20 protein-coding genes are annotated in these 22,267 nt (G+C 69.1%); 9 read left to right on the top strand and 11 right to left on the bottom strand.

The window, feature by feature from the left end:
* Positions 1-162 precede the first annotated feature (162 nt).
* The 7 genes from ACWHMB_RS00855 to mnmG all read right to left on the bottom strand — a co-directional run bounded on the left by ACWHMB_RS00855 (position 163) and on the right by mnmG (position 6,428).
* On the bottom strand, positions 163-540 hold the full coding sequence (locus tag ACWHMB_RS00855; protein WP_377483712.1) for a rhodanese-like domain-containing protein: 378 nt from the start codon (positions 538-540) through the stop codon (positions 163-165).
* Between the two features lie 145 nt (positions 541-685).
* Positions 686-1,648: a ParB/RepB/Spo0J family partition protein gene (locus ACWHMB_RS00850; protein WP_377483715.1), complete on the bottom strand. Its 963-nt coding sequence runs from the start codon at positions 1,646-1,648 to the stop codon at positions 686-688.
* A gap of 27 nt (positions 1,649-1,675) precedes the next feature.
* Positions 1,676-2,239 carry an RBBP9/YdeN family alpha/beta hydrolase gene (locus ACWHMB_RS00845; RefSeq protein WP_377483718.1) on the bottom strand — a complete coding sequence of 188 codons (564 nt, stop codon included), beginning with the start codon at positions 2,237-2,239 and terminating at the stop codon, positions 1,676-1,678.
* A gap of 55 nt (positions 2,240-2,294) precedes the next feature.
* Positions 2,295-3,080, bottom strand: a complete 786-nt coding sequence (locus ACWHMB_RS00840; RefSeq protein ID WP_377483720.1) for a ParA family protein — start codon at positions 3,078-3,080, stop codon at positions 2,295-2,297.
* Between the two features lie 7 nt (positions 3,081-3,087).
* Positions 3,088-3,711: a LysE family translocator gene (locus tag ACWHMB_RS00835; RefSeq protein ID WP_377483723.1), complete on the bottom strand. Its 624-nt coding sequence runs from the start codon at positions 3,709-3,711 to the stop codon at positions 3,088-3,090.
* Between the two features lie 78 nt (positions 3,712-3,789).
* Entirely contained in the window at positions 3,790-4,446 is a 657-nt protein-coding gene (rsmG, locus tag ACWHMB_RS00830) for a 16S rRNA (guanine(527)-N(7))-methyltransferase RsmG (protein WP_377483726.1), read from the bottom strand.
* The gene (gene mnmG / locus ACWHMB_RS00825; RefSeq protein ID WP_377483729.1) at positions 4,443-6,428 is read right to left on the bottom strand and encodes a tRNA uridine-5-carboxymethylaminomethyl(34) synthesis enzyme MnmG; all 1,986 of its coding nucleotides are present in this window, start codon (positions 6,426-6,428) and stop codon (positions 4,443-4,445) included. The genes rsmG and mnmG overlap by 4 nt, the downstream gene beginning before the upstream one ends.
* A 255-nt stretch (positions 6,429-6,683) precedes the next feature.
* Between mnmG and ACWHMB_RS00820 the strand changes: the two genes are divergently transcribed.
* Both ACWHMB_RS00820 and gstA read left to right on the top strand, forming a co-directional pair.
* Positions 6,684-7,994 (top strand): Glu/Leu/Phe/Val family dehydrogenase, encoded by a 1,311-nt coding sequence (locus ACWHMB_RS00820; protein WP_293224152.1) that lies wholly within the window; start codon positions 6,684-6,686, stop codon positions 7,992-7,994.
* A gap of 110 nt (positions 7,995-8,104) precedes the next feature.
* A complete protein-coding gene (gene gstA / locus ACWHMB_RS00815) occupies positions 8,105-8,710 on the top strand; it encodes a glutathione transferase GstA (RefSeq protein WP_377483732.1) in 606 nt (201 codons plus the stop codon).
* Here the strand turns inward: gstA and ACWHMB_RS00810 are convergent.
* The gene (locus ACWHMB_RS00810; protein WP_377483734.1) at positions 8,707-9,927 is read right to left on the bottom strand and encodes a YbfB/YjiJ family MFS transporter; all 1,221 of its coding nucleotides are present in this window, start codon (positions 9,925-9,927) and stop codon (positions 8,707-8,709) included. The genes gstA and ACWHMB_RS00810 overlap by 4 nt on opposite strands.
* Before the next feature lie 112 nt (positions 9,928-10,039).
* Between ACWHMB_RS00810 and ACWHMB_RS00805 the strand changes: the two genes are divergently transcribed.
* A complete protein-coding gene (locus tag ACWHMB_RS00805; protein ID WP_293224158.1) occupies positions 10,040-11,167 on the top strand; it encodes an alkene reductase in 1,128 nt (375 codons plus the stop codon).
* A gap of 354 nt (positions 11,168-11,521) precedes the next feature.
* On the opposite strand, the gene ACWHMB_RS00800 is transcribed toward ACWHMB_RS00805, so the two are convergent.
* The 3 genes from ACWHMB_RS00800 to ACWHMB_RS00790 are packed head-to-tail and all read right to left on the bottom strand — an operon-like array spanning position 11,522 to position 15,365.
* The gene (locus tag ACWHMB_RS00800) at positions 11,522-12,844 is read right to left on the bottom strand and encodes a c-type cytochrome (protein ID WP_377483736.1); all 1,323 of its coding nucleotides are present in this window, start codon (positions 12,842-12,844) and stop codon (positions 11,522-11,524) included.
* Positions 12,845-12,861: 17 nt separating this feature from the next.
* Positions 12,862-14,628 carry a GMC family oxidoreductase gene (locus ACWHMB_RS00795; protein ID WP_377483738.1) on the bottom strand — a complete coding sequence of 589 codons (1,767 nt, stop codon included), beginning with the start codon at positions 14,626-14,628 and terminating at the stop codon, positions 12,862-12,864.
* Positions 14,629-14,630: 2 nt separating this feature from the next.
* Positions 14,631-15,365: a gluconate 2-dehydrogenase subunit 3 family protein gene (locus tag ACWHMB_RS00790; protein WP_377483741.1), complete on the bottom strand. Its 735-nt coding sequence runs from the start codon at positions 15,363-15,365 to the stop codon at positions 14,631-14,633.
* A gap of 126 nt (positions 15,366-15,491) precedes the next feature.
* Here ACWHMB_RS00790 and ACWHMB_RS00785 point away from each other — a divergent pair, with 126 nt between their 5' ends.
* From ACWHMB_RS00785 to ACWHMB_RS00760, 6 genes are all read left to right on the top strand, one after another.
* Positions 15,492-16,790, top strand: a complete 1,299-nt coding sequence (locus ACWHMB_RS00785) for an integrase (RefSeq protein ID WP_377542571.1) — start codon at positions 15,492-15,494, stop codon at positions 16,788-16,790.
* Positions 16,791-17,134: 344 nt separating this feature from the next.
* Positions 17,135-17,677: a spore coat protein U domain-containing protein gene (locus ACWHMB_RS00780; protein ID WP_377483689.1), complete on the top strand. Its 543-nt coding sequence runs from the start codon at positions 17,135-17,137 to the stop codon at positions 17,675-17,677.
* A gap of 52 nt (positions 17,678-17,729) precedes the next feature.
* Positions 17,730-18,074, top strand: coding sequence for a hypothetical protein (locus ACWHMB_RS00775; protein ID WP_377483687.1), 345 nt, complete (start codon positions 17,730-17,732; stop codon positions 18,072-18,074).
* Positions 18,075-18,114: 40 nt separating this feature from the next.
* On the top strand, positions 18,115-18,843 hold the full coding sequence (locus tag ACWHMB_RS00770; RefSeq protein ID WP_377483685.1) for a fimbrial biogenesis chaperone: 729 nt from the start codon (positions 18,115-18,117) through the stop codon (positions 18,841-18,843).
* On the top strand, positions 18,797-21,199 hold the full coding sequence (locus ACWHMB_RS00765) for a fimbria/pilus outer membrane usher protein (protein ID WP_377483682.1): 2,403 nt from the start codon (positions 18,797-18,799) through the stop codon (positions 21,197-21,199). The genes ACWHMB_RS00770 and ACWHMB_RS00765 overlap by 47 nt, the downstream gene beginning before the upstream one ends.
* Positions 21,196-22,200 carry a Csu type fimbrial protein gene (locus tag ACWHMB_RS00760; protein WP_377483680.1) on the top strand — a complete coding sequence of 335 codons (1,005 nt, stop codon included), beginning with the start codon at positions 21,196-21,198 and terminating at the stop codon, positions 22,198-22,200. The genes ACWHMB_RS00765 and ACWHMB_RS00760 overlap by 4 nt, the downstream gene beginning before the upstream one ends.
* Positions 22,201-22,267: the final 67 nt, after the last annotated feature.

Below are 22,267 nucleotides of genomic sequence, written 5' to 3'. Positions count from 1 at the left end.
CTCACCGTCCTCTTTTCAGTTGTTGAACGTGAAAATTTTCAGCAGCCTCATCTTGTTTACGCAATACGCCAAATGGCCATTTCAGGACTGTCGGCTCGGTTTTGTCTTGCGGCGGCGACATTTCATGACACGTCGCCGGACATCCACCGCCACCGACGTTGGTCAGCTCTCAATCGGCTTGCCCTCCGCCTGCCAGGCCTTGATGCCGCCGTCCAGGTGCGCCACGTCGACGTAGCCCAGCGCGCGCAGGCTGAGCACGGCCAGCGCCGAGCGCCCGCCCGAGGCGCAGTGCAGGATGACGCGCCGCTGCGGGTCGAGCTCGGGCTTGTGGGCGGGGCTGCTCGGGTCGGCGTAGAACTCCAGCATGCCGCGCGAGGCATGCACCGCACCGGCGATGCAGCCCTGGGCGCGCTCGGGCGCGTCGCGGATGTCCACCAGCGTGGCGCCGGCGGCCAGTTCGGCCTGCACCTGGTCGGGGCTCAGGTTCTCGATCTGGCGCTTGGCCTCTTGCACCAGTTGGGCGGCGGTCTGGGTGGTCATGGGCGGCTCCGGTTCTGCGGTCACGGGCGCACGGCGCATCACCTCAGACTGCGGGGGCGCGCCGGCGCGAGGGTGGCGGAAATTTTGCGCGTGCGCGCCGACGGCCGGCAATGGGGCCGCACCCCGTGTTTACCCTTGATCGGGGTCAAGCCCCGCGCAGCCGCTCGATCAGGCCGTTCAGTTCGTCCAGCGAGGCGAACTGGATCGCCAGCTCGCCCGCCTGGGCGTCGGCGGCGCCGCGGCGGCCGGCCTTGCGCACGCGCACCTCGACCTGGGCCAGCAGCAGGTCGGACAGCTCTTCCTCCACCCGGCGCACGTCGCCCGACTTGTCGGCCGGCTGGTTGCGCTTGCGCGGCGCGGTGAGATTGAACTCGGCCGACAGCTTGCGCGCCAGCGCCTCGGTCTGGCGCACGTTGAGCTTGCGCGCGGCCACCTGGTTGGCCGCCGTGATCTGCGCCGCGCCTTCCAGCGTGAGCAGGGCGCGCGCGTGGCCCATGTCCAAATCGCCCGCCATCAGCATGGTCTGCACCGGCTCGGCCAGGTTGAGCAGGCGCAGCAGGTTGCTGGCGGCGCTGCGGCTCTTGCCCACGGCCTGGGCGGCGCGCTCGTGGGTGAGGCCGAACTCCTGCACCAGGCGGCGAATGCCCTGCGCCTCTTCCAGCGGGTTGAGGTCTTCGCGCTGGATGTTCTCGATCAGCGCCATGGCGGCGGCCGATTCGTCGGGCACCTCGCGCACCAGGGCGGGCACCTCGCTCAGGCCAGCCAGGCGGGCGGCGCGAAAGCGGCGCTCGCCGGCGATGATCTCGTAGTCAGCTCTTGAATCGATAGCTGCTCGCGCTTGTCCATCAAGGACTGGAGCCCCATTCGACCTAGAAATGCGCCGCACCAGAATCGGTTGCATGATGCCCTGCGCCTTGATGCTTTCGGCCAGCTCGTAGAGCGCGCCTTCGTCCATGCGGGTGCGCGGCTGGTACTGGCCGGGCGCCAGCTGGTCCAGCGCCAGCATCATGGGGGTGCCGGCGGGCGTGGCGGCATCCGGGGCCAGCGTGGCGGGGCCCAGCAGTGCGTCCAAGCCGCGGCCCAGGCCCTTGGGTTTCTTGGTCACCATGGTGGGGGCTCCAATGCAAAGGTTCGTTCAGGACGCGGCGGGCGTGGCGGCCAGCGCGCGCAGGGCTTGCCAGCCTTCGGGCCAGTCGCCCAGGCCGGAGTCGGCGTTGAGGTGGCCGCGCGCGCCCCCGTCCTGCCAGCCGGCGCCCCAGTCCTGCGCCAGCTGCCGGGCGTAGTCCAGGCGGGCGTAGGGGTCGTCGCTGCTGGCCATGACCAGGGCGGGAAAAGGCAGGCGCTGGCGCGCGGGCGGCGCCCAGCCGGGGATCTGCTGGCGCAGGTCGGCGCGCTCGATCTCTGGCGGCGCCACCAGCAGCGCGCCGGCCACGCGCGCCGTCTCGCGCGAATGCGCGGCCCACCAGGCCAGCAGCAGGCAGCCCAGGCTGTGCGCGGCCAGCAGCACGGGGGCCGGTTGCGCCAGCAGGACGTCTTGCAGGCGCGCCGTCCAGTCGCCGCGCAGCGGGCGCTGCCAGTCGTGCTGCTGCACGCGGGTGGCGCCGTGCGCGGCCTCCCAGCGGCTTTGCCAGTGGCCGGGGCCGCTGCCCAGCCAGCCGGGCAAGGTCAGCACGCGGGGCGAGGCTTGATGATCTATCATTTTGATAGCTGCTCGCGCTTGCTGCATCCGGGCAAACCGCCCATTTGGCCCTGAATCATGCCCGCAGGCCGCGCGCCACCAGCTCTTCGGCAAAGGCGACGAAGGCCTTGCTGCCCTTGGCCGCCGGGTCGAACAGCACGCCCGGCAGGCCGTAGCTGGGCGCCTCGGCCAAGCGCACGTTGCGCGGAATGATGGCGTCGAACACCTTGTCGCCGTAGTGCGCCTTGAGCTGGTCGCTGACCTGCTGCTGCAGGGTGATGCGGGCGTCGAACATCATGCGCAGCAGGCCGATCAGGCGCAGGTCGCGGTTGAGGTTGGCGTGCACCTGGCGGATGGTGTTGGTCAGGTCGGCCAGGCCTTCGAGCGCGAAGTACTCGCACTGCATGGGCACGATCACGCCCTGGGCGGCGCACAGGCCGTTGAGCGTGAGCATGCTCAAGCTGGGCGGGCAGTCGATCAGCACGAAGTCGTAGTCGGCGCTCACTTGCGCCAGCGCGTCCTTCAGGCGGCGCTCGCGGCGCTCTTCGCCCACCAGTTCGACCTCGGCACCGGCCAGCTCGCGGTTGGCGCCCAGCACGGCATAGCCGGCGCCAGCCTCCTTCAGCTTGTCGGGCACCACGGCGGCCTCGGCGATGCTGGCCGATTCGAGCAGCACGTCGTACACCGACAGCTCCATCGCGCGCTTGTCCACCCCCGAACCCATGGTGGCGTTGCCCTGCGGGTCCAGGTCGACCAGCAGCACGCGCTGACCGATGTGCGCCAGTGCGGCGGCCAGGTTGACCGTGGTGGTGGTCTTGCCGACGCCGCCCTTCTGGTTGGCGATGCAGAAGATTTGAGCCATCGGGGGTTCAGTGGGAAGTGACCAGCTTGACGCCGAAGCCGATCAGGAACACGCTGGCCAGCTTGCGCAGCAGGCTGCTCAGGCGGGCGCTGGCGCGCAGGCGCTCGGCAAAGCGATGCACCAGCAGCGACTCGATCAGGCCGTACAGCAAGGTCAGCACGGCGGCGGTGGCCGCCAAGGCGGCAAAGGTGACCATGCCCTGCTGGCGCGCCGGGTCGATGAACAGCGGCAGGAAGGCAACGTAAAACACGATCGCCTTGGGATTGAACAGGGTGATCAAGAACCCCTGGCGAAAATGCCGCCGCGTGGTGGGCGCCGCCACCGCCGCGCCCTCGCCCTCGCCCGGGCGCATGCGCCACATGCGGATGCCCAGCCAGGCCAGATAGATGGCGCCCACCCATTGCAGGGCCGAAAACGCCATCGGATAGGCGTGCAGCAGCGCCGCGACGCCGCCCAGGGCGCATCCGATCAGCACCTGGTCACCCACCATCACCCCCAGCGTGGCGGCCAGGCCACCGCGCATGCCGTGCTGCGTGGCGCCGGTGGCGATCACCAGGTTGCCGGGGCCGGGGATCATCAAGAACAGCCAGAACGCGGCGACGAAGGCGGCGTAGTCGGTGATGCCAAACATGCTTGAAATTTCTCGGAGGTGAGTGGCGAGTTTACGGGACTTTGGCGCGCCACCGAACGCGATTTCGCCCCGGATGTTTCACGTGGAACCGACCGGTCGCAGCCACACCAGGCAGCGCTCGGCATCCAGACCCGGCACCCGCAGCGGTTCCACGTGAAACACCTCGGCCCCCGCCGGCAGGGCCGCGATCTCGTCGTCGGGGCGCTTGCCCTTCATGGCCAGCCAGACGCCCTGCTCCGCCAGAGCGCCGCGCGACCAGCTGATGAAGTCGGCCAACGAGGCAAAGGCACGCGAGGCGATGATGTCGAAGGGCTCGTGCAGCGTCTCGACCCGGGCATGGCGCCCCGCCAGATTGTCCAGACTCAATGCGCCCGCCGCCTGCTGCACGAAGGCCGCCTTCTTGGCCACCGCGTCCACGCAGGTGACGGCGATCTCGGGGCAGCAGATGGCGATGACCACGCCCGGCAAGCCGCCGCCGCTGCCCACGTCGAGCAGCCGCGCCGGGCGCCCCTGGGTGTGGCGACGCAGCGGCGGCACCACGGCCAGGCTGTCCAGCAGATGGTGCGTCAGCATCTGCGCCGGGTCGCGCAGCGCCGTCAGGTTGTAGACGCGGTTCCATTTGGCCAGCAGGTCCAGATAGGCCAGCAGCCGGGTTTGCGCGGCCCCGTCCAGCGCCAGGCCCAGCGTCGCCGCGCCCTGGCGCAGGCGCTCGGCGCGATCCGCCGCGCCGCTCATGCGGCGCGCGCGTCCGCATCGGCGCTGCTCGCCTGCAGCGCCGGCGGCAAGCCGCCCTTCTTCTTCAGGTGGATCAGCAGCAGCGACACGGCAGCCGGCGTAACGCCGGAAATGCGCCCGGCCTGACCCAGGGTCTCGGGCCGGTGCTTTTGCAGCTTTTGCCGCACCTCGATCGACAGCGCGCCAACCTGCATGTAGTCCAAGTCGGGCGGCAGTCGCAGGTTCTCGTAGTGCGCGGCGCGCTCCACCTCGTCGCGCTGTCGGTCGATGTAGCCAGCGTACTTGGCGGCAATCTCCACCTGCTCGATCACCTCGTCCGCCGCATCGCCCAGCGTTTCACGTGAAACACCGCCGGCGGCGTAACGTCCGCCGTCCAGACTCATCAGCGCCGCATGGTCGATGCCCGGTCGGCGCAGCAGGTCGAACAGATTGTGCTCGTGCTCGATGGCCTTGCCCAGCACGCGCGCCGACTCCTCGGCCGGCAGGATGGCGGGGTTGACCCAGGTGGCCTTGAGCCGCTCGGTTTCACGTGAAACCGCGTCGCGCTTGCGGTTGAAGGCGTCCCAGCGCGCGTCGTCGATCAGGCCCAGGCGTCGGCCCGTCTCGGTCAGGCGCATGTCGGCGTTGTCCTCGCGCAGCTGCAGGCGGTATTCGGCCCGGCTGGTGAACATGCGGTAGGGCTCGGTCACGCCCTTGGTGATCAAATCGTCCACCAGCACGCCCAGATAGGCCTCGTCGCGGCCGGGCAGCCAGGCGCTCTCGCCCCGGCACAGCAGCGCCGCGTTGATGCCGGCAAACAGGCCCTGCGCCGCCGCCTCCTCGTAGCCGGTGGTGCCGTTGATCTGGCCGGCAAAGAACAGGCCGGCGATGGCCCGGGTCTCGAAGCTGCCTTTCAGCGCGCGCGGGTCGAAGTAGTCGTACTCGATGGCGTAGCCCGGCCGCAGGATGTGCGCGTTCTCCAGCCCGGCGATGCTGCGCACCAGCTGGTACTGGATGTCGAACGGCAGGCTGGTCGAGATGCCGTTGGGGTAGACCTCGTGCGTGTCCAGGCCCTCGGGCTCCAGAAAGATCTGGTGGCTGTCCTTGCCGGCAAAGCGGTTGATCTTGTCTTCCACGCTGGGGCAATAGCGCGGGCCCACGCCCTCGATCTTGCCGGTGAACATGGGGCTGCGATCGAAGCCCGCGCGGATGATGGCGTGCGTGCGCTCGTTGGTGTGCGTCACCCAGCACGGCAGCTGGCGCGGGTGCATCGCCGCGCGGCCCATGAAGCTGAACACCGGCATGCGCGCGTTCTGCCCGCCCGGCATGCCGTCGCCCGGCTGCACCTCGCAACGGGCGAAGTCGATCGTGCGGCCGTCCAGCCGCGGCGGCGTGCCGGTCTTCAGGCGCCCTTGCGGCAGCTTGAGTTCCTTCAGCCGCGCCGACAGGCTGACGGCCGGCGGGTCGCCCGCGCGGCCCGCGGGGTAATTGTCCAGGCCAACGTGGATGCGCCCGTCCAGAAAGGTGCCGGCCGTCAGCACCACCGCGCGCGCCCGAAAGGCAATGCCCACCTGCGTGACGGCGCCCACCACGCGGTCGCCCTCCAGCAGCAGGTCGTCCACCGCCTGCTGGAACAGCACCAGCTTGGGCTGGTTCTCCAGCCGGCGGCGGATGGCGGCCTTGTACCGCACGCGGTCGGCCTGCGCCCGCGTGGCGCGCACGGCCGGGCCCTTGCTGCCGTTGAGGATGCGAAACTGGATGCCCGCCTCGTCGGTGGCCAGCGCCATCGCGCCGCCCAGCGCGTCGACCTCGCGCACCAGGTGGCCCTTGCCGATGCCGCCGATGCTGGGGTTGCAGCTCATCTGCCCCAGGGTCTCGATGTTGTGCGTCAGCAGCAGGGTGCGCGCGCCCATGCGGGCCGCCGCCAGCGCCGCCTCGGTGCCGGCGTGGCCGCCACCGACGACGATGACATCAAAGGATTCGGGGTGCAGATAGGACGTCACGACAGGGCTCCGGCGCCGCCCGGCCAGGCTGGCACGGGCAAACTGCCTATTTTATGAGCAAATCAACCTTGGCCGTTGCCGGGTGGCCGCAAGTAGCTATCATTTTTATAGTTTTCCCAACCCCCCGCTTGCCCGCACTGGAAACATCGCCAAGCCGGCCCGCCGTCGCCCGCCTCGGTCGCCTGCGTGACAATGGGCACGTCGCCCGCTGGCGCTGCCAGCCGCGCGATGGTTTCAACCGAAGGAGACTCGTCCATGGCCAACGCCAAACCCGCGGCAGCGGTGTCCACCGCGCACGTCCTGCCGTCCTACCTCGACCCCAATCACCTCGGCCCCTGGGGCATCTACCTGCAGCAGATCGACCGCGTCACGCCCTACCTGGGCCACCTGGCGCGCTGGGTCGAGACGCTCAAGCGCCCCAAGCGCGCGCTGATCGTCGACGTGCCGATCGAGCTGGACAACGGCACCATCGCCCACTTCGAGGGCTACCGCGTGCAGCACAACACCAGCCGCGGTCCCGGCAAGGGTGGCGTGCGCTTTCACCAGGACGTGACGCTGTCCGAGGTGATGGCGCTGTCGGCCTGGATGAGCATCAAGAACGCGGCGGTGAACGTGCCCTACGGCGGCGCCAAGGGCGGCATCCGCGTCGATCCGCGCACACTCTCGCACAAGGAGCTGGAGCGCCTGACGCGCCGCTACACCAGCGAGATCGGCATCATCATCGGCCCGTCCAAGGACATCCCCGCGCCCGACGTCAACACCAACGACAAGATCATGGCCTGGATGATGGACACCTACTCGATGAACGTGGGTTCCACCGCCACCGGCGTGGTCACCGGCAAGCCGGTGGACATGGGCGGCTCGCTGGGCCGCAAGGAGGCGACGGGCCGGGGTGTGTTCACCGTGGCCTGCGAGGCCGCCAAGCAGATCGGCCTGCCGATCGAGGGCGCGCGCGTGGCCGTGCAGGGCTTCGGCAACGTCGGCGGCATCGCCGGCAAGCTGTTTGCCGAGGCCGGTGCGCTGATCGTCGCCGTGCAGGACCATACCGGCGGCGTGGCCAACGACAAGGGCCTGGCCGTGCCCAAGCTGCTGGAACACGTGGCCAAGACCGGCGGCGTGGCCGGCTTCAAGGGCGGCGAGGCCATCACGGCGGCCGACTTCTGGGCCTGCACCTGCGACATCATGGTGCCCGCCGCGCTGGAAGGCCAGGTCACGCGGGCCAACGCCGGCAAGATCAAGGCCAAGATGCTGATCGAGGGCGCCAACGGCCCCACCACCCCCGAGGCCGACGACATCCTGCACGACAAGGGCGTGCTGGTGGTGCCCGACGTCATCGCCAACGCCGGCGGCGTCACCGTCAGCTATTTCGAATGGGTGCAGGACTTCTCCAGCTTCTTCTGGGACGAGGACGAGATCAACCGCCGCCTGGTCGGCATCATGAAGCACGCCTTCGACGCCGTGTGGCAGACCGCGCAGGAGCACCAGGTGAGCCTGCGCACCGCGGCCTACATCGTGGCCTGCACGCGCATCCTGAACGCGCGCGACCTGCGCGGGCTGTATCCTTGATTGTGCCCCCCAAGCCCGGCAAAAAATCCCGCGTTCTGCTACGCTGAGTGCGCCCCGGCGGCCGTTCGCGCGCCGCCGGGTTCAGGTCCAACTCTCCCCTTTTTCAAACCATGAAGCTCTACTACTCCGCGGGCGCGTGCTCGCTGTCGCCCCACATCGCGCTCGAAGAAGCCGGCATCAAGTACGAGGCCATCTCCGCGCCCACCAAGACCAAGGTCTTGCCCGACGGCAGCGACTACCGCAAGATCAACCCGCTGGGCTATGTGCCCTACTTGGTGCTCGATGACGGCACCGGCCTGCGCGAAGGCCCGGCCATCGTCCAATACATCGCCGACCAGGCGCCGGCCAAGAAGCTGGCGCCCGCCAACGGCACCCTCGCGCGCTATCAATTGCAGAGCTGGCTGAACTTCATCGGCACCGAGGTGCACAAGACCTTCAGCCCGCTGTTCAACCCCGCCACGCCCGACGACGTCAAACAGGCCACCAAGGACCGGCTGCTCAGCCGCCTGACCTGGGTCGACGGCGAGCTGGCCGGCAAGAAATACCTGATGGGTGAGGACTTCAGCGTCGCCGACGCCTACCTGTTCACCATCACCAACTGGGCCAAGCCCACCGGCGTCGACATCAGCGGCCTGAAGAACCTCGCCGCCTACCGCGAGCGCATCGCCGCGCGCCCGGCCGTGCAGCGCGCGATGAAGGCCGAGGGGCTGATTTAACCCCGCGCCAGCGGCTTTTGCCGCCACGCCGCCAGCGCGCCCAGCCACAGCGCGGCGGCCGAATACAGCAGGCCGCGGGCCAGCCCGCCCGGGCCGTCGGCGATCCAGCCCACCACGGTGGGCCCGACGATCTGGCCGAAGGCAAACAGGATGGTGAAGGCGCTGATGCCCGCCGCCCATTGCGCGGCCGGCAGGTTGTGGCGCACGAAGGCGGTGGTCGAGGCCACCAGCGACAAAAACACCGCGCCGAACAGCAGGCCCGAGGCCAGCACCACCGGCCACGCGCCGGTCAGCGCCGGGGCGATGGTGGCCACCCCCAGCAACGCGTTCAGCAGCGCCAGCGCACCGCCGCCCTTGGCGCGGTCCAGCAGCCGCGCCCAGATGCGCGCCGAGGCCACCACCGCCAGCCCCAGCAGGGTGTAGAACAGCGTGACCGCGCCGGCGCTGGCGCCCTGCTCGCGCAGCAGCGCGATCACGAAGGTCATGTAGCCGATGTAGCCGACGCCGAACAGCGTGTAGCCCGTCAGCGCCCAGCGCATGGACCACCAGGAGATTTTCTCGGTCAAATTGGCTTCTGGTGCTTGTCCAATCTGCGCAGACAGCTCTTGTTTTTGTAGTGTCTTGGCCGGCCAGACCAGCACCGCCGTGGCCGCCAGGCACAGCGCCGCCATGCCCCACCAGGCCCAGGCCCAGCCGTGCGCCACGTCGCGCGCCGCCGCCAGCAGCGGCGGCACGCCCAGCGCCGACAGGGCGATGCCCCAGCCCACGCCGCCGTAGTACAGGCCCAGCAGCAGACCAGCCTGCTGGGGCGCGCGCGTGCCCAGCCGCGCGGCCAGCAGGCCGCCGGCAATGAACACGAAGGCGCTGGCCACGCCCGCCAGCAGGCGCTGCAGCAGCAGCGGCGCCGCCTCGATGAAAAAGCCCGACAACGCCATGAACACGCTGGCCAGCACCGAGCCCCACAGCAGCAGCGGCGCGGCGCCCCAGCGGCGCAGCAGCCACGGCGTGACCAGCGCGCCCAGCAGGTAGCCGGCGGCGTTGACGGTGTTCATGGCGCCGGCCAAGGTGTAGCTCCAGGCCAGGTCGTCCTTCATCACCGGCAGCAGCAGGCCGTAGGCAAAGCGGGTGATGCCCAGCGACACGGCGGCGCCCAGCGACAGCGCCAGGGCCAGATAAACGGGGGCGGGGCCGGCGGGCGCGGCGGGCGGTGCGGTCATCGCCCGATTGTGGCGCAGCCCCGCGGTGGGGGCCGCGTGCCCGGGGCCTGCAAGACACCCCGCGGCCGTCGCACAATGGGCGCTGCTGTCCTTGTCACCCGAAAGCCCGACGATGTCCCATCCGCTGTTTTCCTCCCTGCGCCTGGGGGCGCTCACCCTGCCCAGCCGCGTCGTCATGGCGCCGCTCACGCGCAATCGCGCGCCCGGCGCCGTGCCCACCGCACTGATGGCCGAGTACTACCGCCAGCGCGCCGACCCCTGGCGCGGCGCCGCCCTGATCGTGAGCGAGGGCACCGCCATCAGCCCGCAGGGCCAGGGCTACGCCGACGTGCCCGGCCTGTACGACAGCGAGCAGCTCGACGGCTGGCAGCAGGTGACCAAAGCCGTGCATGCCGCCGGCGGCCTCATCTTCTGCCAGCTGTGGCACGTGGGGCGCGTATCGCACCAGCTCTTGCAGCCCGACCACCAGGCGCCCGTGGCGCCCTCGGCCATCCGCGCCAACACCAAGACCTACGTGATCGACGGCGAAGGCAAGGGCGGTTTCACGCCCACCAGCGAGCCGCGCGCGCTGCACCGGCGCGAAATCCCCGGCCTGGTGCACGAGTTCGCCGTCGCCGCGCGCAATGCCGTGCAGTCGGCCGGCTTCGACGGCGTCGAAATCCACGGCGCCAACGGCTACCTGCTGGACCAGTTCCTGAAGACCGGCGCCAACCAGCGCGAGGACGACTACGGCGGCGCCATCGCCAACCGCGCGCGCCTGATGCTGGAGGTGACGCGCGCCGTGGCCGACGCCGTGGGCCCCGGGCGCACCGGCCTGCGCGTGTCGCCCGTCACGCCCGCCAACGACATCGTCGACGCCGACCCGCAGCCGCTGTTCGACCACCTGATGCGCGAGCTGGGGGCGCTGCCGCTGGCCTACGTCCACGTCATCGAGGGCGCCACCGGCGGCCCGCGCGAGGTCGAAGGCCGCCCCTTCGACTACGCCGCCATGAAGGCCGCCTACCGCGAGGGCGGCGGCCAGGGCGCGTGGATGGTCAACAACGGCTACGACGGCGCGGCGGCGCGCAGCGCCCTCGAATCGGGCCACGCCGACCTGGTGGCCTTCGGCAAGGCCTTCATCAGCATGCCCGACTGGACCGAGCGCCTGCGCCGGGACCTGCCCTTCGTCGCGCCCGAACGCGCCACCCTGTACGGCGGCGGCGCCCACGGCTACACCGACTATCCTGCGCTGGGGGATTGAAGCGGTTTCGCATTGGACAAGACATGCCGGTCGCGGGGGGGGGGATCAGGCCGTCGGAGCGCCCGGCTCCGTTCATGTCCCCCACCGGCCTGCGGCCGGCTCCGCCTTCACTTCACTGCGCCAGGCGCCCCAACGACCTGATCCGAGGCGTCGCGCGCCGAATGGGCTACCTGGTGTGTGAGCGCCGCATCCCGCCAAGGGGCGTGGGTGGGCAGCGCAGCGAGGTCAAGGCGGAGATGGCCGTCGCAGACGGACAGCGGGGGACACGAGCGGAGCTGCCCACCCACGCCCCTTGGCCCACCACCACCCGCCCGACGCTCTCAACGCGTTGATGGCAATTCGGCATGAACCGGCTCAGTGCGTCGACGCCGTCGCCGCGCGCACCTGGGCCACCTGGGCGGCCGTCACCGCCGGGGCGTCGTTGGACCAGCTTTGGCGCACGAAGCTGGCCAGCGCCGCCACCTCGTCGTCCTTCAGGCGCCAGCCGAAGTCCGGCATCGCCAGGCGCGCCGGCCGCAGCTGGGTGGAGGGCATGGCCGCGCCGTTCAGGATCACGGCGATCAGGCCGCCCGCCTCCTTGGCGGTGACCAGGGCGTTGCCGTCCAGTTGCGGAAACACCGCCTTGGCGCCCTTGCCGTTGGTGAAGTGGCAGGCGCTGCAGTTGTCCAGGTACAGGCGCGCGCCCAGCTCCATCTGCGGCGAGGCGCCGTTCAGCGTCTGGGTGGTCGCCACGGCGCTGGCGCGCAGCGCCGTCAGACCGTTGACCGGGCGGTCCTGGCGGATGGCTTGCAGATAGGCGACGACGGCGTCCAGGTCGTCCTTGGGCAGGTACTGCAGCGAGTGGTCGACCGCCAGCGCCATCTCGCCCGTCACGCCGGTGCTGTCGCTGCGGCCGGTGGCCAGCAGCGCCGCCAGCTGCGCCGCGCTCCAGCGCTGCGCGTCGCTGTCCTTGGCCCGCAGGTCGGGCGCCGGCCAGCCGTTCAGCACGGCGCCGGTCAGGAAGTCGCTGGAACTGGCGTCGTAGCCCTTTTCGGCAAAGGTCAAGGTGCTGCGCGGCGTGTGGCAGGAGCCGCAGTGCGCCAGTCCTTCGACCAGGTAGGCGCCGCGGTCGAGCCGGGCGTCGCCCATGTGCGGCTCGAAGCCCGCCTTGGGCAGGGCCACCCAGTTCCAGGCCCGGATGCCCCAGCGCTGGTTGAACGGAAACTTCAGCTCGGTCACCGGCGCCACGGCACGCACCGGCGCCACCTCGTGCATCAGGTAGGCATACAGGGCGCGCACGTCGGGCTCGCTCATCTTGCGGTAGCTGGGGTAGGGCATGGCCGGATACAGCGGCGTGCCGTCCTTGCGCACGCCATCGATCAGCGCGGCGCGAAACTCGTCCAGCGTGTAGTTGCCGATGCCGTTGTCCTTGTCGGGCGTGATGTTGGTCGAGTAGATGACGCCGTAGGGCGAGGCGATGGCCAGCCCGCCGGCATAGGGCTGGCCCTTGGGCGCCGTGTGGCAGGCCATGCAGTCGCCCGCCACGGCCACCGCCCGGCCCGCGCCCGGCGGCGGCTGGTAGTCGGCCGGCAGCGCCGTCGCCGGCGCGCTGCGCTGCGGTGGCACGAACATCAGGCCCAGAACCACGACGATGCCGATCACGATCAGCACGCCGACGATGCGAAGCAGCGCTTTCATGTGAGGCTCCTTGCGGTTCAGACCAGCGGCCGCGGGTTCTTCAAATAGTCTTGCCGGATCGCCCGCGCCGACCAGTAGGCCAGCGCGCCCACGGTGCCGGTGGGGTTGTATTGCAGGTTCTGCGGAAAGGCGCTGGCGCCCATCACGAACACGTTGTGCACGTCCCAGGTCTGCAGGTAGCGGTTGACCGCGCTGCGGCCGGGGTCGGTGCCCATGATGGCGCCGCCGACGTTGTGCGTGGTCTGGTAGGGCCGCACGTCGTAGTGCGCCCCTTCGCCCTTGTAGCCCGAGGCCCAGTGCGTGGGGTTCATCGACTGGGCGATGGCCTCGATCTTGCCGCGCATGAACTGCGTCATGCGGATGTCGTTGGGCTTCCAGTCGAAGGTCATGCGCAGCATGGGCTGACCGTGGCGGTTGCGGTAGGTCGGGTCCAGGTCCAGGTAGCAGTCGCGGTAGGACATCACCGAGCCATGGCTGGCGATGCTCATCGAATGGCCGTACCAGTCCTTGACGCCCTGCTTCCAGCCCGCGCCCCAGCCCGGGGTGCCGGGCGGCAGCGGCATCGAGGCGATGGGCCGGCCGTTGAACTGGCCGCTGTTGATGTAGCTGCCGCCGATGAAGCCCTCGCGGCCGAAGTCGATCTGGTTGACGGCGTAGTCGTCGATCACGATGGCGCTGGAGCCGGCGCCCACGAAGGGGTTGAAGTGCACGCCCTTGAAGAACATCGAGGTGCCGCCGGTCATCTGGTAGGCGTAGTTCTTGCCCACCACGCCCTCGCCGGTCTCGGCCACGTAGGGCTTGCCGATGCCCGACAGCAGCAGCAGGTGCACGTTGTAGAACTGGTAGGCGGCCAGGATGACCAGGTCGGCCGGCTGGAACACCTCCTCGCCCTTTTCATCGACATAGGTCACGCCGGTGGCGGTCTTCTTGTCGGCCGCCAGTTCCACCCGGATCACCTCGGCGTGCGTGCGGTAGCTGAAGTTGGGCTTGTGCTTGAGCGCGCCCAGGATGCAGGTCTGCGGCGCCGACTTGGAGTAGTTGATGCAGCCGAAGCGCTCGCAAAAGCCGCAGAAGTTGCACGGCCCCAGCTGCATGCCGTATTCGTTGGTCCAGGTGTCCGACAAATTGGCCGAGGGCAGCGGAAACGGGTGGTAGCCCATGGCCTTGGCCGCGTCGCCGAACATCTTGCCGTTCAGCAGCGTGGGCAGCGGCGGCAGCGGGAACGGGCGCTTGCGCGGCCCTTCGAACGGGTTGCCGCCGGCCTGCGTCTGGCCGCCCAGGTTGCCCGCCTGGCCGGAGATGCCGCACACGTACTCGAAGCGGTCGAAATGGGGCTCCAGCTCGTCGTAGCTGACGCCCCAGTCCTCGATCGTCATGCCCTCGTCGATCACCTTGGCGCCGAACTTCTCGGTCACGTACGAGCGCAGGCGCAGCTCCTCGGGCAGCGCGCGCCAGGTGTGGCCGTTCCAGTGCACGCCCGCGCCGCCCACGCCGTTGCCCGGCAGAAAGCTGCCCAGCACGCGATAGGGCAGCGCCGTCTCCTGCAGCGAGCGGCGGATCGTCAGCGTCGAGTGCGCTGGCGGCTCCGTCAGCTTGAGCCGGATGCCGTACTTCAGCTCGTCGATCATTTTCGGGTAGGCGAAGTCGGGCACCGTGTCGCGGTCTTCGCCGCGCTCCAGCGCCAGCACGTTCAGCCCGGCCTCGGCCAGCTCCATCGCCAGGATTGAGCCCATCCAGCCCAGGCCCACGATCACCGCATCGGTTTTCTTTTCTTGCCGTGCCATGTTCAACCCCTTGCCCCGGAAATGGCCACCGGTCCCAGCGGGTAGGGCTTGTCTTGGTCGTTGGCCCATTCCAGAAACGCCCCGCGCGCACCCGGAAAGCCGATGTGCTTCCAGCCCACCATCTGGTGGTTGCCGCCGTACATCGGGTCGGCAAAAAAGCCTTCCTTGGTGTTTTGCAGCAAGAAGGTGAAGAAGTCGCGCAGCTCGGGCTTCAGGCCCAGCTTGCCGGCCTGCAGCGTCTTCAGCACCTCGTCCTGCGCCGCCTCGTCCAGCGCGGCAAAGGCCTTGCCCTTGTTCTGCGTGCACCAGCCGTCCACCGCGGCGATGGCCTCGCGGTAGATCTGCGCCGGCGTCAGCGGCGACTGAAAGCCGCGCTGCGGATCGGCGCCGGCCTCGTGCGGGCCGCCCAAGAACCAGTCCGTCGCGTTGCCGAAATCGCCCGCCAGCTGCCGGTCGATGAACACCGGCACCTGCGCCTCGATGGCGCCCGGCCCGTCGCCCGCCGAGGGAATCAGCCGTGCGCAGGCCGCGCGCACGAAGGTCCATTCGCCGGCGCTGAGGTACACCGGCTTGTACTCGTCCAGCAGCGCCTTGGCCGCCTGCGACGCCGACGGGCCGCCGGCCAGCAGCACCGCCCCGCTGCCCACCGCCGCCTTCAGCATGAAGCGCCGGTTGGGCCGGCTTTCCGGCGGCGTCAATTCGTGCCACGTGGTGGGTGGCTGCCGTTCGTCACTCATCGCGCTCTCCCTCGCATGGCGAAAGTTCAGGCCCGCTCACGCTATCACAAGGCCGGCAGGTTTGCAGGACGTAGTCTTGTCCAACGAGGTATGAGCCTGAACGAGTTGCCGAGATTCCAACGAGATATGAGCCTGAATGGGCGATCTGGGTCGATCATTTTTCAGATGGTGATCGACATGGACGAATCCCGGCTGGGCAGCATTGCCCAATTGCAGGCGTTTCTCGAAGGCACGCTGGAGGTCAGCTTCAGCGCCTTCGCCGATGATCAAGAGCGCTATGCGCACATTGCCAGCGTGGTGCGCCGCTTGGGCTATACGCGTCTGTCCAGGCCCGACAAGGGCATCGTGCTGCGCTATCTGGCGCGCACCAGCGGCTACTCGCGCGCGCAACTGACGCGGCTGCTGGCGCGCGTGCTGGAAGGCCAGCCTCTGGCCAAGCGCTACCGCGTGCCAGCGCATGCCTTTGCCCGGCGCTACAGCCCCGCCGATGTGGCGCTGCTGGTGAGCGTTGATCGCGCCCATGGCTGCTTGTCGGGGCCGGCGACGGTGCACCTGCTGCGCCGCGCCTGGCATGTGCACGGTGATGCGCGCTTTGAACGCCTGGCGCAACTGTCGCCCTCGCACCTGTACAACCTGCGCAAGAGCGGCCCATACAAAGCCGCCCGGGTGTCCTTGACCAAAACCCGGCCCGTGCTCAATGCCATTGGCCAGCGACGCGCGCCCGACCCCGGCGGGCGAGTGGGCTTCATTCGCATCGACAGCGTCCATCAGGGCGATCTCGATCGCATCAAGGGGGTGTACTACGTCAATGCCGTCGATATCCTCACTCAGTGGGAGGTGGTGGCTTGCTGCGAGCGCATCAGCGAGGCGTTCTTGCTGCCGGTGTTGGAGCAGCTCATGGCTCAGTTTCCGTTTCCGATCCGCGGCTTTCATTCGGACAACGGCGGCGAGTTCGTCAATCGACAGGTGGCCGCCTTGCTGGGCAAGCTGCAGGCCGAGCAGACCAAGTCGCGCCCGCGCAAGAGCAATGACAACGCGTTGGCCGAGAGCAAGAACGCCGCCGTGGTGCGCAAGACGTTCGGCTACAGCCATATTCCGCAGCGCTTTGCCGGCCTGATCAACACGTTCTGCCAAGAGCATCTGAACACCTACGTCAACCTGCACCGCCCTTGCCTGTTTGCCAAGCAGGTGATGGATGCCAAGGGCAAAATTCGCAAGACCTACCCACCCGAGCTGGTGCAAACGCCGTTGGAGAAGCTCGCGAGCTTGCCGGACATTGACAAGCAGTTGCGCCGCGGCATCACTGTCCAGCTGCTGCAACAGCAGGCCGTGCAAGTGACTGACTTGCAGGCCGCTGAACAGCTCAATGCAGCGCGCATGGCGCTGTTTGCGACAATTGAAAAACGATCCAGACGCTTGGCCTGAACCCAACCTTCAATCCGGCTCGTTCAGGCTCATACCTGAATTGGAAAAGACTGACGTTGCCAAAGCGCTACGCGAAGGCGAGCGGCGGACACGTCCGCTCCAGCGCCTGCTCCCGGCATCGTGCGCACAAATTCACGAACGCTTGGGGCATGCGATTTCGCCCTCGCAACAGCGTGCGGTTCTGCACGTTTTTCGGGCCTCGAAAACTTGTGTGCCATGGGGCCGGCCCATACGATCCGCACCCATCGCAATGACTACTTTTCGGTTCATGGTCCTTGCCCAACCGGTACCCACTGTTCCAGCCCTTCAACCCACGCGGCATGCCGCATGAAAGTCCAAACATCATGAACAAGCAACTCATCGCCAAGCTGGCCCTGCTGACCCTCGCTGCCGGCGCCAGCACCGCGCACGCGGACCTCGTCACCTCGAGCTTCAAGGTCAAGATCGCGATCACCAAGACCTGCGCCGTGACCACCGCCGCACCGGACATCGACCTGGGCGGCGCCGCGGCCACCGCTACCGCCGTGAACATGAATGGCTTGACCACCTTCAAGGTCAACTGCTCGAAGAGCACGCCCTTCTACATCGGCCTGGCGCCCTCGGCGGGCAACGGCGGCACTGCCAACGGCACCGGCGCCATGGCCAGCGTGGCCAATGTCGCCACCAACACCGACAAGGTGCCGTACACGCTCTACTCCGACGCCGCCATGTCCACCGTGTGGGGCAATACCGCCACCACCAGCTCGGCGGGCAACGGCAAGTCCGGTAGCGGTCTCGGCATGGCCAGCGCCAATGCGGTCAGCTTCACCGCCTACGCCAAGGCCACCAACATCGACTTCACGCCCGACAACTACATCGACACCGTAACGGTGAACGTCAACTACTGATTACGCAAGTCAACCTGGCTCCAGCCCTGGACTGCACCTACAAGGCATCTCCGTGCGGCTGCATTTGATCGTCCGTGTCGTCATGCTGGCCTGTTGTTCTGCCAGCGCGGCTGCGGTCCAAGCCGGGCAAGCCAGCCTGACCTTCCCGGTGCGCGTGCAGCTGCTCTCCACCTGCCGCGTCGCGCCGCCGTCGCCTTGGGACTCTCACATGGCCGGCGCCTTGCTGATCCGCTGCTCGCATCAAACGCCGTTCAGTGCCCGCCTGGTCGCGCCGGCCAGCACCGGCGTGGCGGCCACGGGCCGCGGCATGGGCCGCGTCAGCGCCATCCTGCCCACGGGTGATCGGCCGGCCGCCGGCCCCGCCCAAGCGCCGGTCAGCGTCCATGTAAGCTACTGAATTCGTTCACTTTTCGTTCACTTTTCCATTCAAGGCCATCATGCGCCGCATCCTTTCCTGCGCCCTCGCCGGCGCGGCCTTTCTGGCAAGTGCCGCCGCCTGTGCCAGCGGCCTGCAGGTGTCGCCCGTGTCGATCGAGGTGCCGGCGACGCAAAACGCCGAAGGCCTGTGGCTGTCCAACACCGGCGACAACCCGGTGCGAGCCCAGGTGCGCGTGTACCGCTGGACGCAGGAGAACGACGCCGACCAGCTGGCGCCCACCAAGGAGCTGCTGGCCAGCCCGCCCATGATCGAGCTGGCGGCGGGCGATCGCCAGCTGATCCGCGCCATCCGCCTGGGCGCGCCGCCCACCGGCGGTGCCGAGGCCGCCTATCGCCTGATCATCGACGAGCTGCCCAGCGAAGACCCGGCGCGCAAGGGCCTGCAGTACGTGCTGCGTTATTCGGTGCCGGTGTTCGTGCAGCCGGCCGGCGCAGCGCCCAGCGCGCCGCAGCTGCAGGCGGCGCTGCTGCGCGAGGGCGACAAAACCCTGCTGGAGGTCAGCAACAGCGGCGGCACGCACGCGCAGCTGGCCGACATCAGCTACACCAGCCCCGCCGGCCAGCGCAGCACCGTGGCGCCGGGCCTGCTGGGCTACGTGCTGCCGGGCATGCGCATGCGCTGGGCCGTCAAGGTGCCCGCGGGGGCGCTCGGCGAAGGTGGCCAGTGGCAAGGCATGATCAATGGCCAGACCGAGCAAAGCCTTCCGCTGGCCGCGCGCCCTCGCTGAGGCGCTGCTGCTGGCGCCGGCCCTGCTGGCGGGGCCCGTCCACGCCGCCGATGCCTCGGCGAGTGCGGCGGGCGCGGTGCTGGGCGCGGCCGAACCCAGCCTGGCGGGCGGCAAGGGTCAGGACGTGTACCTGGACGTCACGCTCAACGGCGCCGCGCGCGGCTTGGTGCATTTCGGCGATCGCGCCGGCCAGCTGTGGGCCTCGGCCGCCAGCCTGCGCGCGCTGGGCTTCGTACTGCCCGCCGGCGGCGCCGATCCGGTAGCCCTGCACGATCTGGCCGGTCTGCAGCAGCAGTACGAGCGCGCACTGCAGCGCGTGACGCTGACGGCGCCGCTGACCCTGCTCAAGCTGCCCGAAACCACGCTGACGGTGCCCGGCATCGAGGCGCAGCCCGTCAGCGCCGCGCCCGGCCTGCTGCTCAACTACGACCTGTACGGCACGCGCAGCACGGGCGCGGGCGGCGCCGGCGCGCTCAACGCCTTCACCGAGCTGCGCGCCTTCGGACGCTGGGGCGTCGTCAGCAGCACCCAGCTGGCGCGCAGCAATCACGGCGGCGTCGACACCCAGCAGCAGCCGCGCACCGTGCGCCTGGACACCGGCTGGTCCCAGTCCTGGCCCGACCGCCTGCTGACGGTGCGCGTGGGCGACACCCTGACCCAGGCCCTGCCCTGGACGCGCGCCACGCGCATCGGCGGCATCCAGATCGGCAGCAATTTCGCGCTGCAGCCGTATCTGAGCACCACGCCCGTGCCCTCGCTGCTGGGATCGGCCACGCTGCCCTCGCAGCTGGACCTGTACGTCAACGGCATGCGCCAGTACAACGGCCAGGTGCCGGCCGGGCCGTTCCAGCTCAACACCCTGCCCAGCATCAGCGGCGCCGGCAACGCCCAGGTGGTGCTGACCGACGCCTTCGGCCGCAGCACCACGCTCAATTTCTCGCTCTACGGCACGCAGCAGCTGCTCAAGCCCGGGCTCACCAGCTGGTCGGTCGAGTTGGGCCGCGTGCGCCAGAACTACGGCCTGGTGTCCAACGACTACGGCCACGACCCGATGCTGAGCGGCAGCTGGCGCCGCGGCTGGAGCGACACCCTGACCGTGGCGGCCCACGCCGAGGCCACGCGCGGCCTGGCCAACGTGGGCGCCGGCGCAGCGGGGCTGCTGGGCAACGCCGGCGTGCTGAACGGCGCGCTGGCCGCGTCCAGCGGCACCGACCGACATGGCACGCAACTCAACCTGGGCTACAACTGGAACAACGAGCGCTTCAACGTCGGCCTGACCGGCACGCGCACGCAGGGCCAGTACCGCGACGTGGCGGCCCTCAGCGGCGCCCTGCTGGCGCGCGCCAGCGGCAGCGCCACCGTGGGCTACAACGCGGGCGAGGTGGGCAGCTTCTCGCTCAGCTATCTGTATCAAAACTACCCCGGCCAGGCCGCCTCGCGCTACGTCAGCGCCGGCTGGTTCAAGTCGCTGGGCCGGCAGGCCACGCTGTCGCTCACCGCCAACCGCGACCTCACCGACCGCAAGCTCTACAGCGTGTTCCTCAACCTCAGCTGGGCGCTGGACGCGCGCACCAGCGCCAGCACCGGCCTGCAGCGCGACAACGCCGGCACCCAGCTGACGGCCAGCGCCAGCCGCTCCACCCCCAGCGACGGCGGCTGGGGCTGGAACACCCAGCTGCGCCAGGGCGGCGGCCAGCACGGCGCGCAGGGCGAGGTCAATTACCAGGGCCCCTATGGCCGCTACGCCGCCGGCGCCAACGTGGTGAACGGCGCCAGCACCGTCTACGGCGACGCCAACGGCGCGCTGGTGTTCATGGGCGGGCACCTGTTTGCCGCGCGCCAGATCTACGACGCCTTCGCCCTGGTTTCCACCGACGGCGTGCCCGGCGTGCCGGTGCGGCTGGAAAACCGCCCCATCGGCAGCACCGACGCCAGCGGCCACCTGCTGGTCACGCCGCTGAACGCCTACCAGAACAACAAGCTGGGCATCAACCCCATGGACCTGCCCGCCGACCTGCGCATCGACCGCGTGGACGCCATCGCCACCCCGCCCGACCGCGCGGGGGCGCTGGTCGAGTTCGGCATCACCCCGGTGCGCGCCGCGCTGGTCACGCTGGTGGACGCCGCCGGCCAGCCGCTGCCGCTGGGCAGTCGTGTCACGGTCAACGGTCAGGCCGGCAACGCCGTGGTGGGCTTTGACGGCGAGACCTATCTGGACACGCTGGACGAACACAACCAATTGACGGTACAAACCCCCGCCGGCCGCTGCGGCGCCCCCCTCGACTACCGCAAGGACACCGGCGGCGCCATTCCCCGCATCGGCCCGCTGCGCTGCACCCCGGAGACCCGGCCATGAATCCACCGCGACGCTTTCTGGCACCAAAAGCGCAGCTAGCGCTGTTGGCACTGTGTGCATTTTTGCTGGCCACGGCACCGGCACACGCGCAGATCAGTTGCACCGCTTCGATGTCGACGCTGAACTTCGGCAGTATCAACTCACTGGCCAGCTACACCACGAGCACTGCCACCCTCACCTACAACTGCACCAACGCCGACAGCAAGAACACCCACTCGGCGCGGTTGTGCTTCAGCATTGGTGAACCGGCCGGCGGGCAGCTCATGCCGCGGCTGATGAGCAGCGGGGCCACCAACAAGCTTCAGTTCCAGATGTATCAGGACTCGGCCTACGCCACGCCTTGGACCAGCCAGCTCTGGGGCAGCCCCACTTCGCCGTACCAAGTCACGCTTACGCTCGGCAAAAGCGCGAGCACGAACAGCACGGCCACACTATACGGGCAGGTGCTGGCAGGCCAAAACACAGCGATTCCGGGCAGCTACGTCGACGAGTACGCGCCCTCGGACACCGCGCTGCGAATCAACGACGTCAGTGGGAACGCTGCGCCATCCACGTGCGGCAACACGGGCAACATCACCTTCCCCTTCACCGTCAGCGCCACCGTCACCAAGCAATGCGTGGTGAACGCTGTCTCCGACGTCGACCTGGGCAGCGTCCCCGCCAGCGCCACCAACATCGCCAACAACGGCAACATCAGCATCACCTGCAGCAACACCACACCCTACTACGTGGGCCTGAGCCCGTCCAACACGAGCAGCGCCGGCGCGGGCGTGATGTCGGCCGGTGCGGGCAACACCGACCAGGTGCCCTACCAGCTCTACCAAGACGCGGCCATGACCAAGATCTGGGGCAACACCGCCACGGCCACCGGCGCGGGCAACGGCGTGGCCGGCAGCGGTACCGGCGTCGCCAAATCCCACACGGTGTACGTGCGCGCTCCCTCGGCCGACTACCGGCCCGACAGTTACAGCGACACAGTGACGGTGAACGTCAATTACTGAGCCTGCGTTGGGCAGCCCGGCAACAACGGGCATCCGGACGTTTTGCCTTAGTCCACAGACTTAGTCA

This window comes from Ottowia pentelensis (assembly GCF_964341695.1).
The sequence above is the reverse complement of the archived record's forward strand: the minus strand, read 5'-3'. Positions and strand labels throughout refer to the sequence as shown.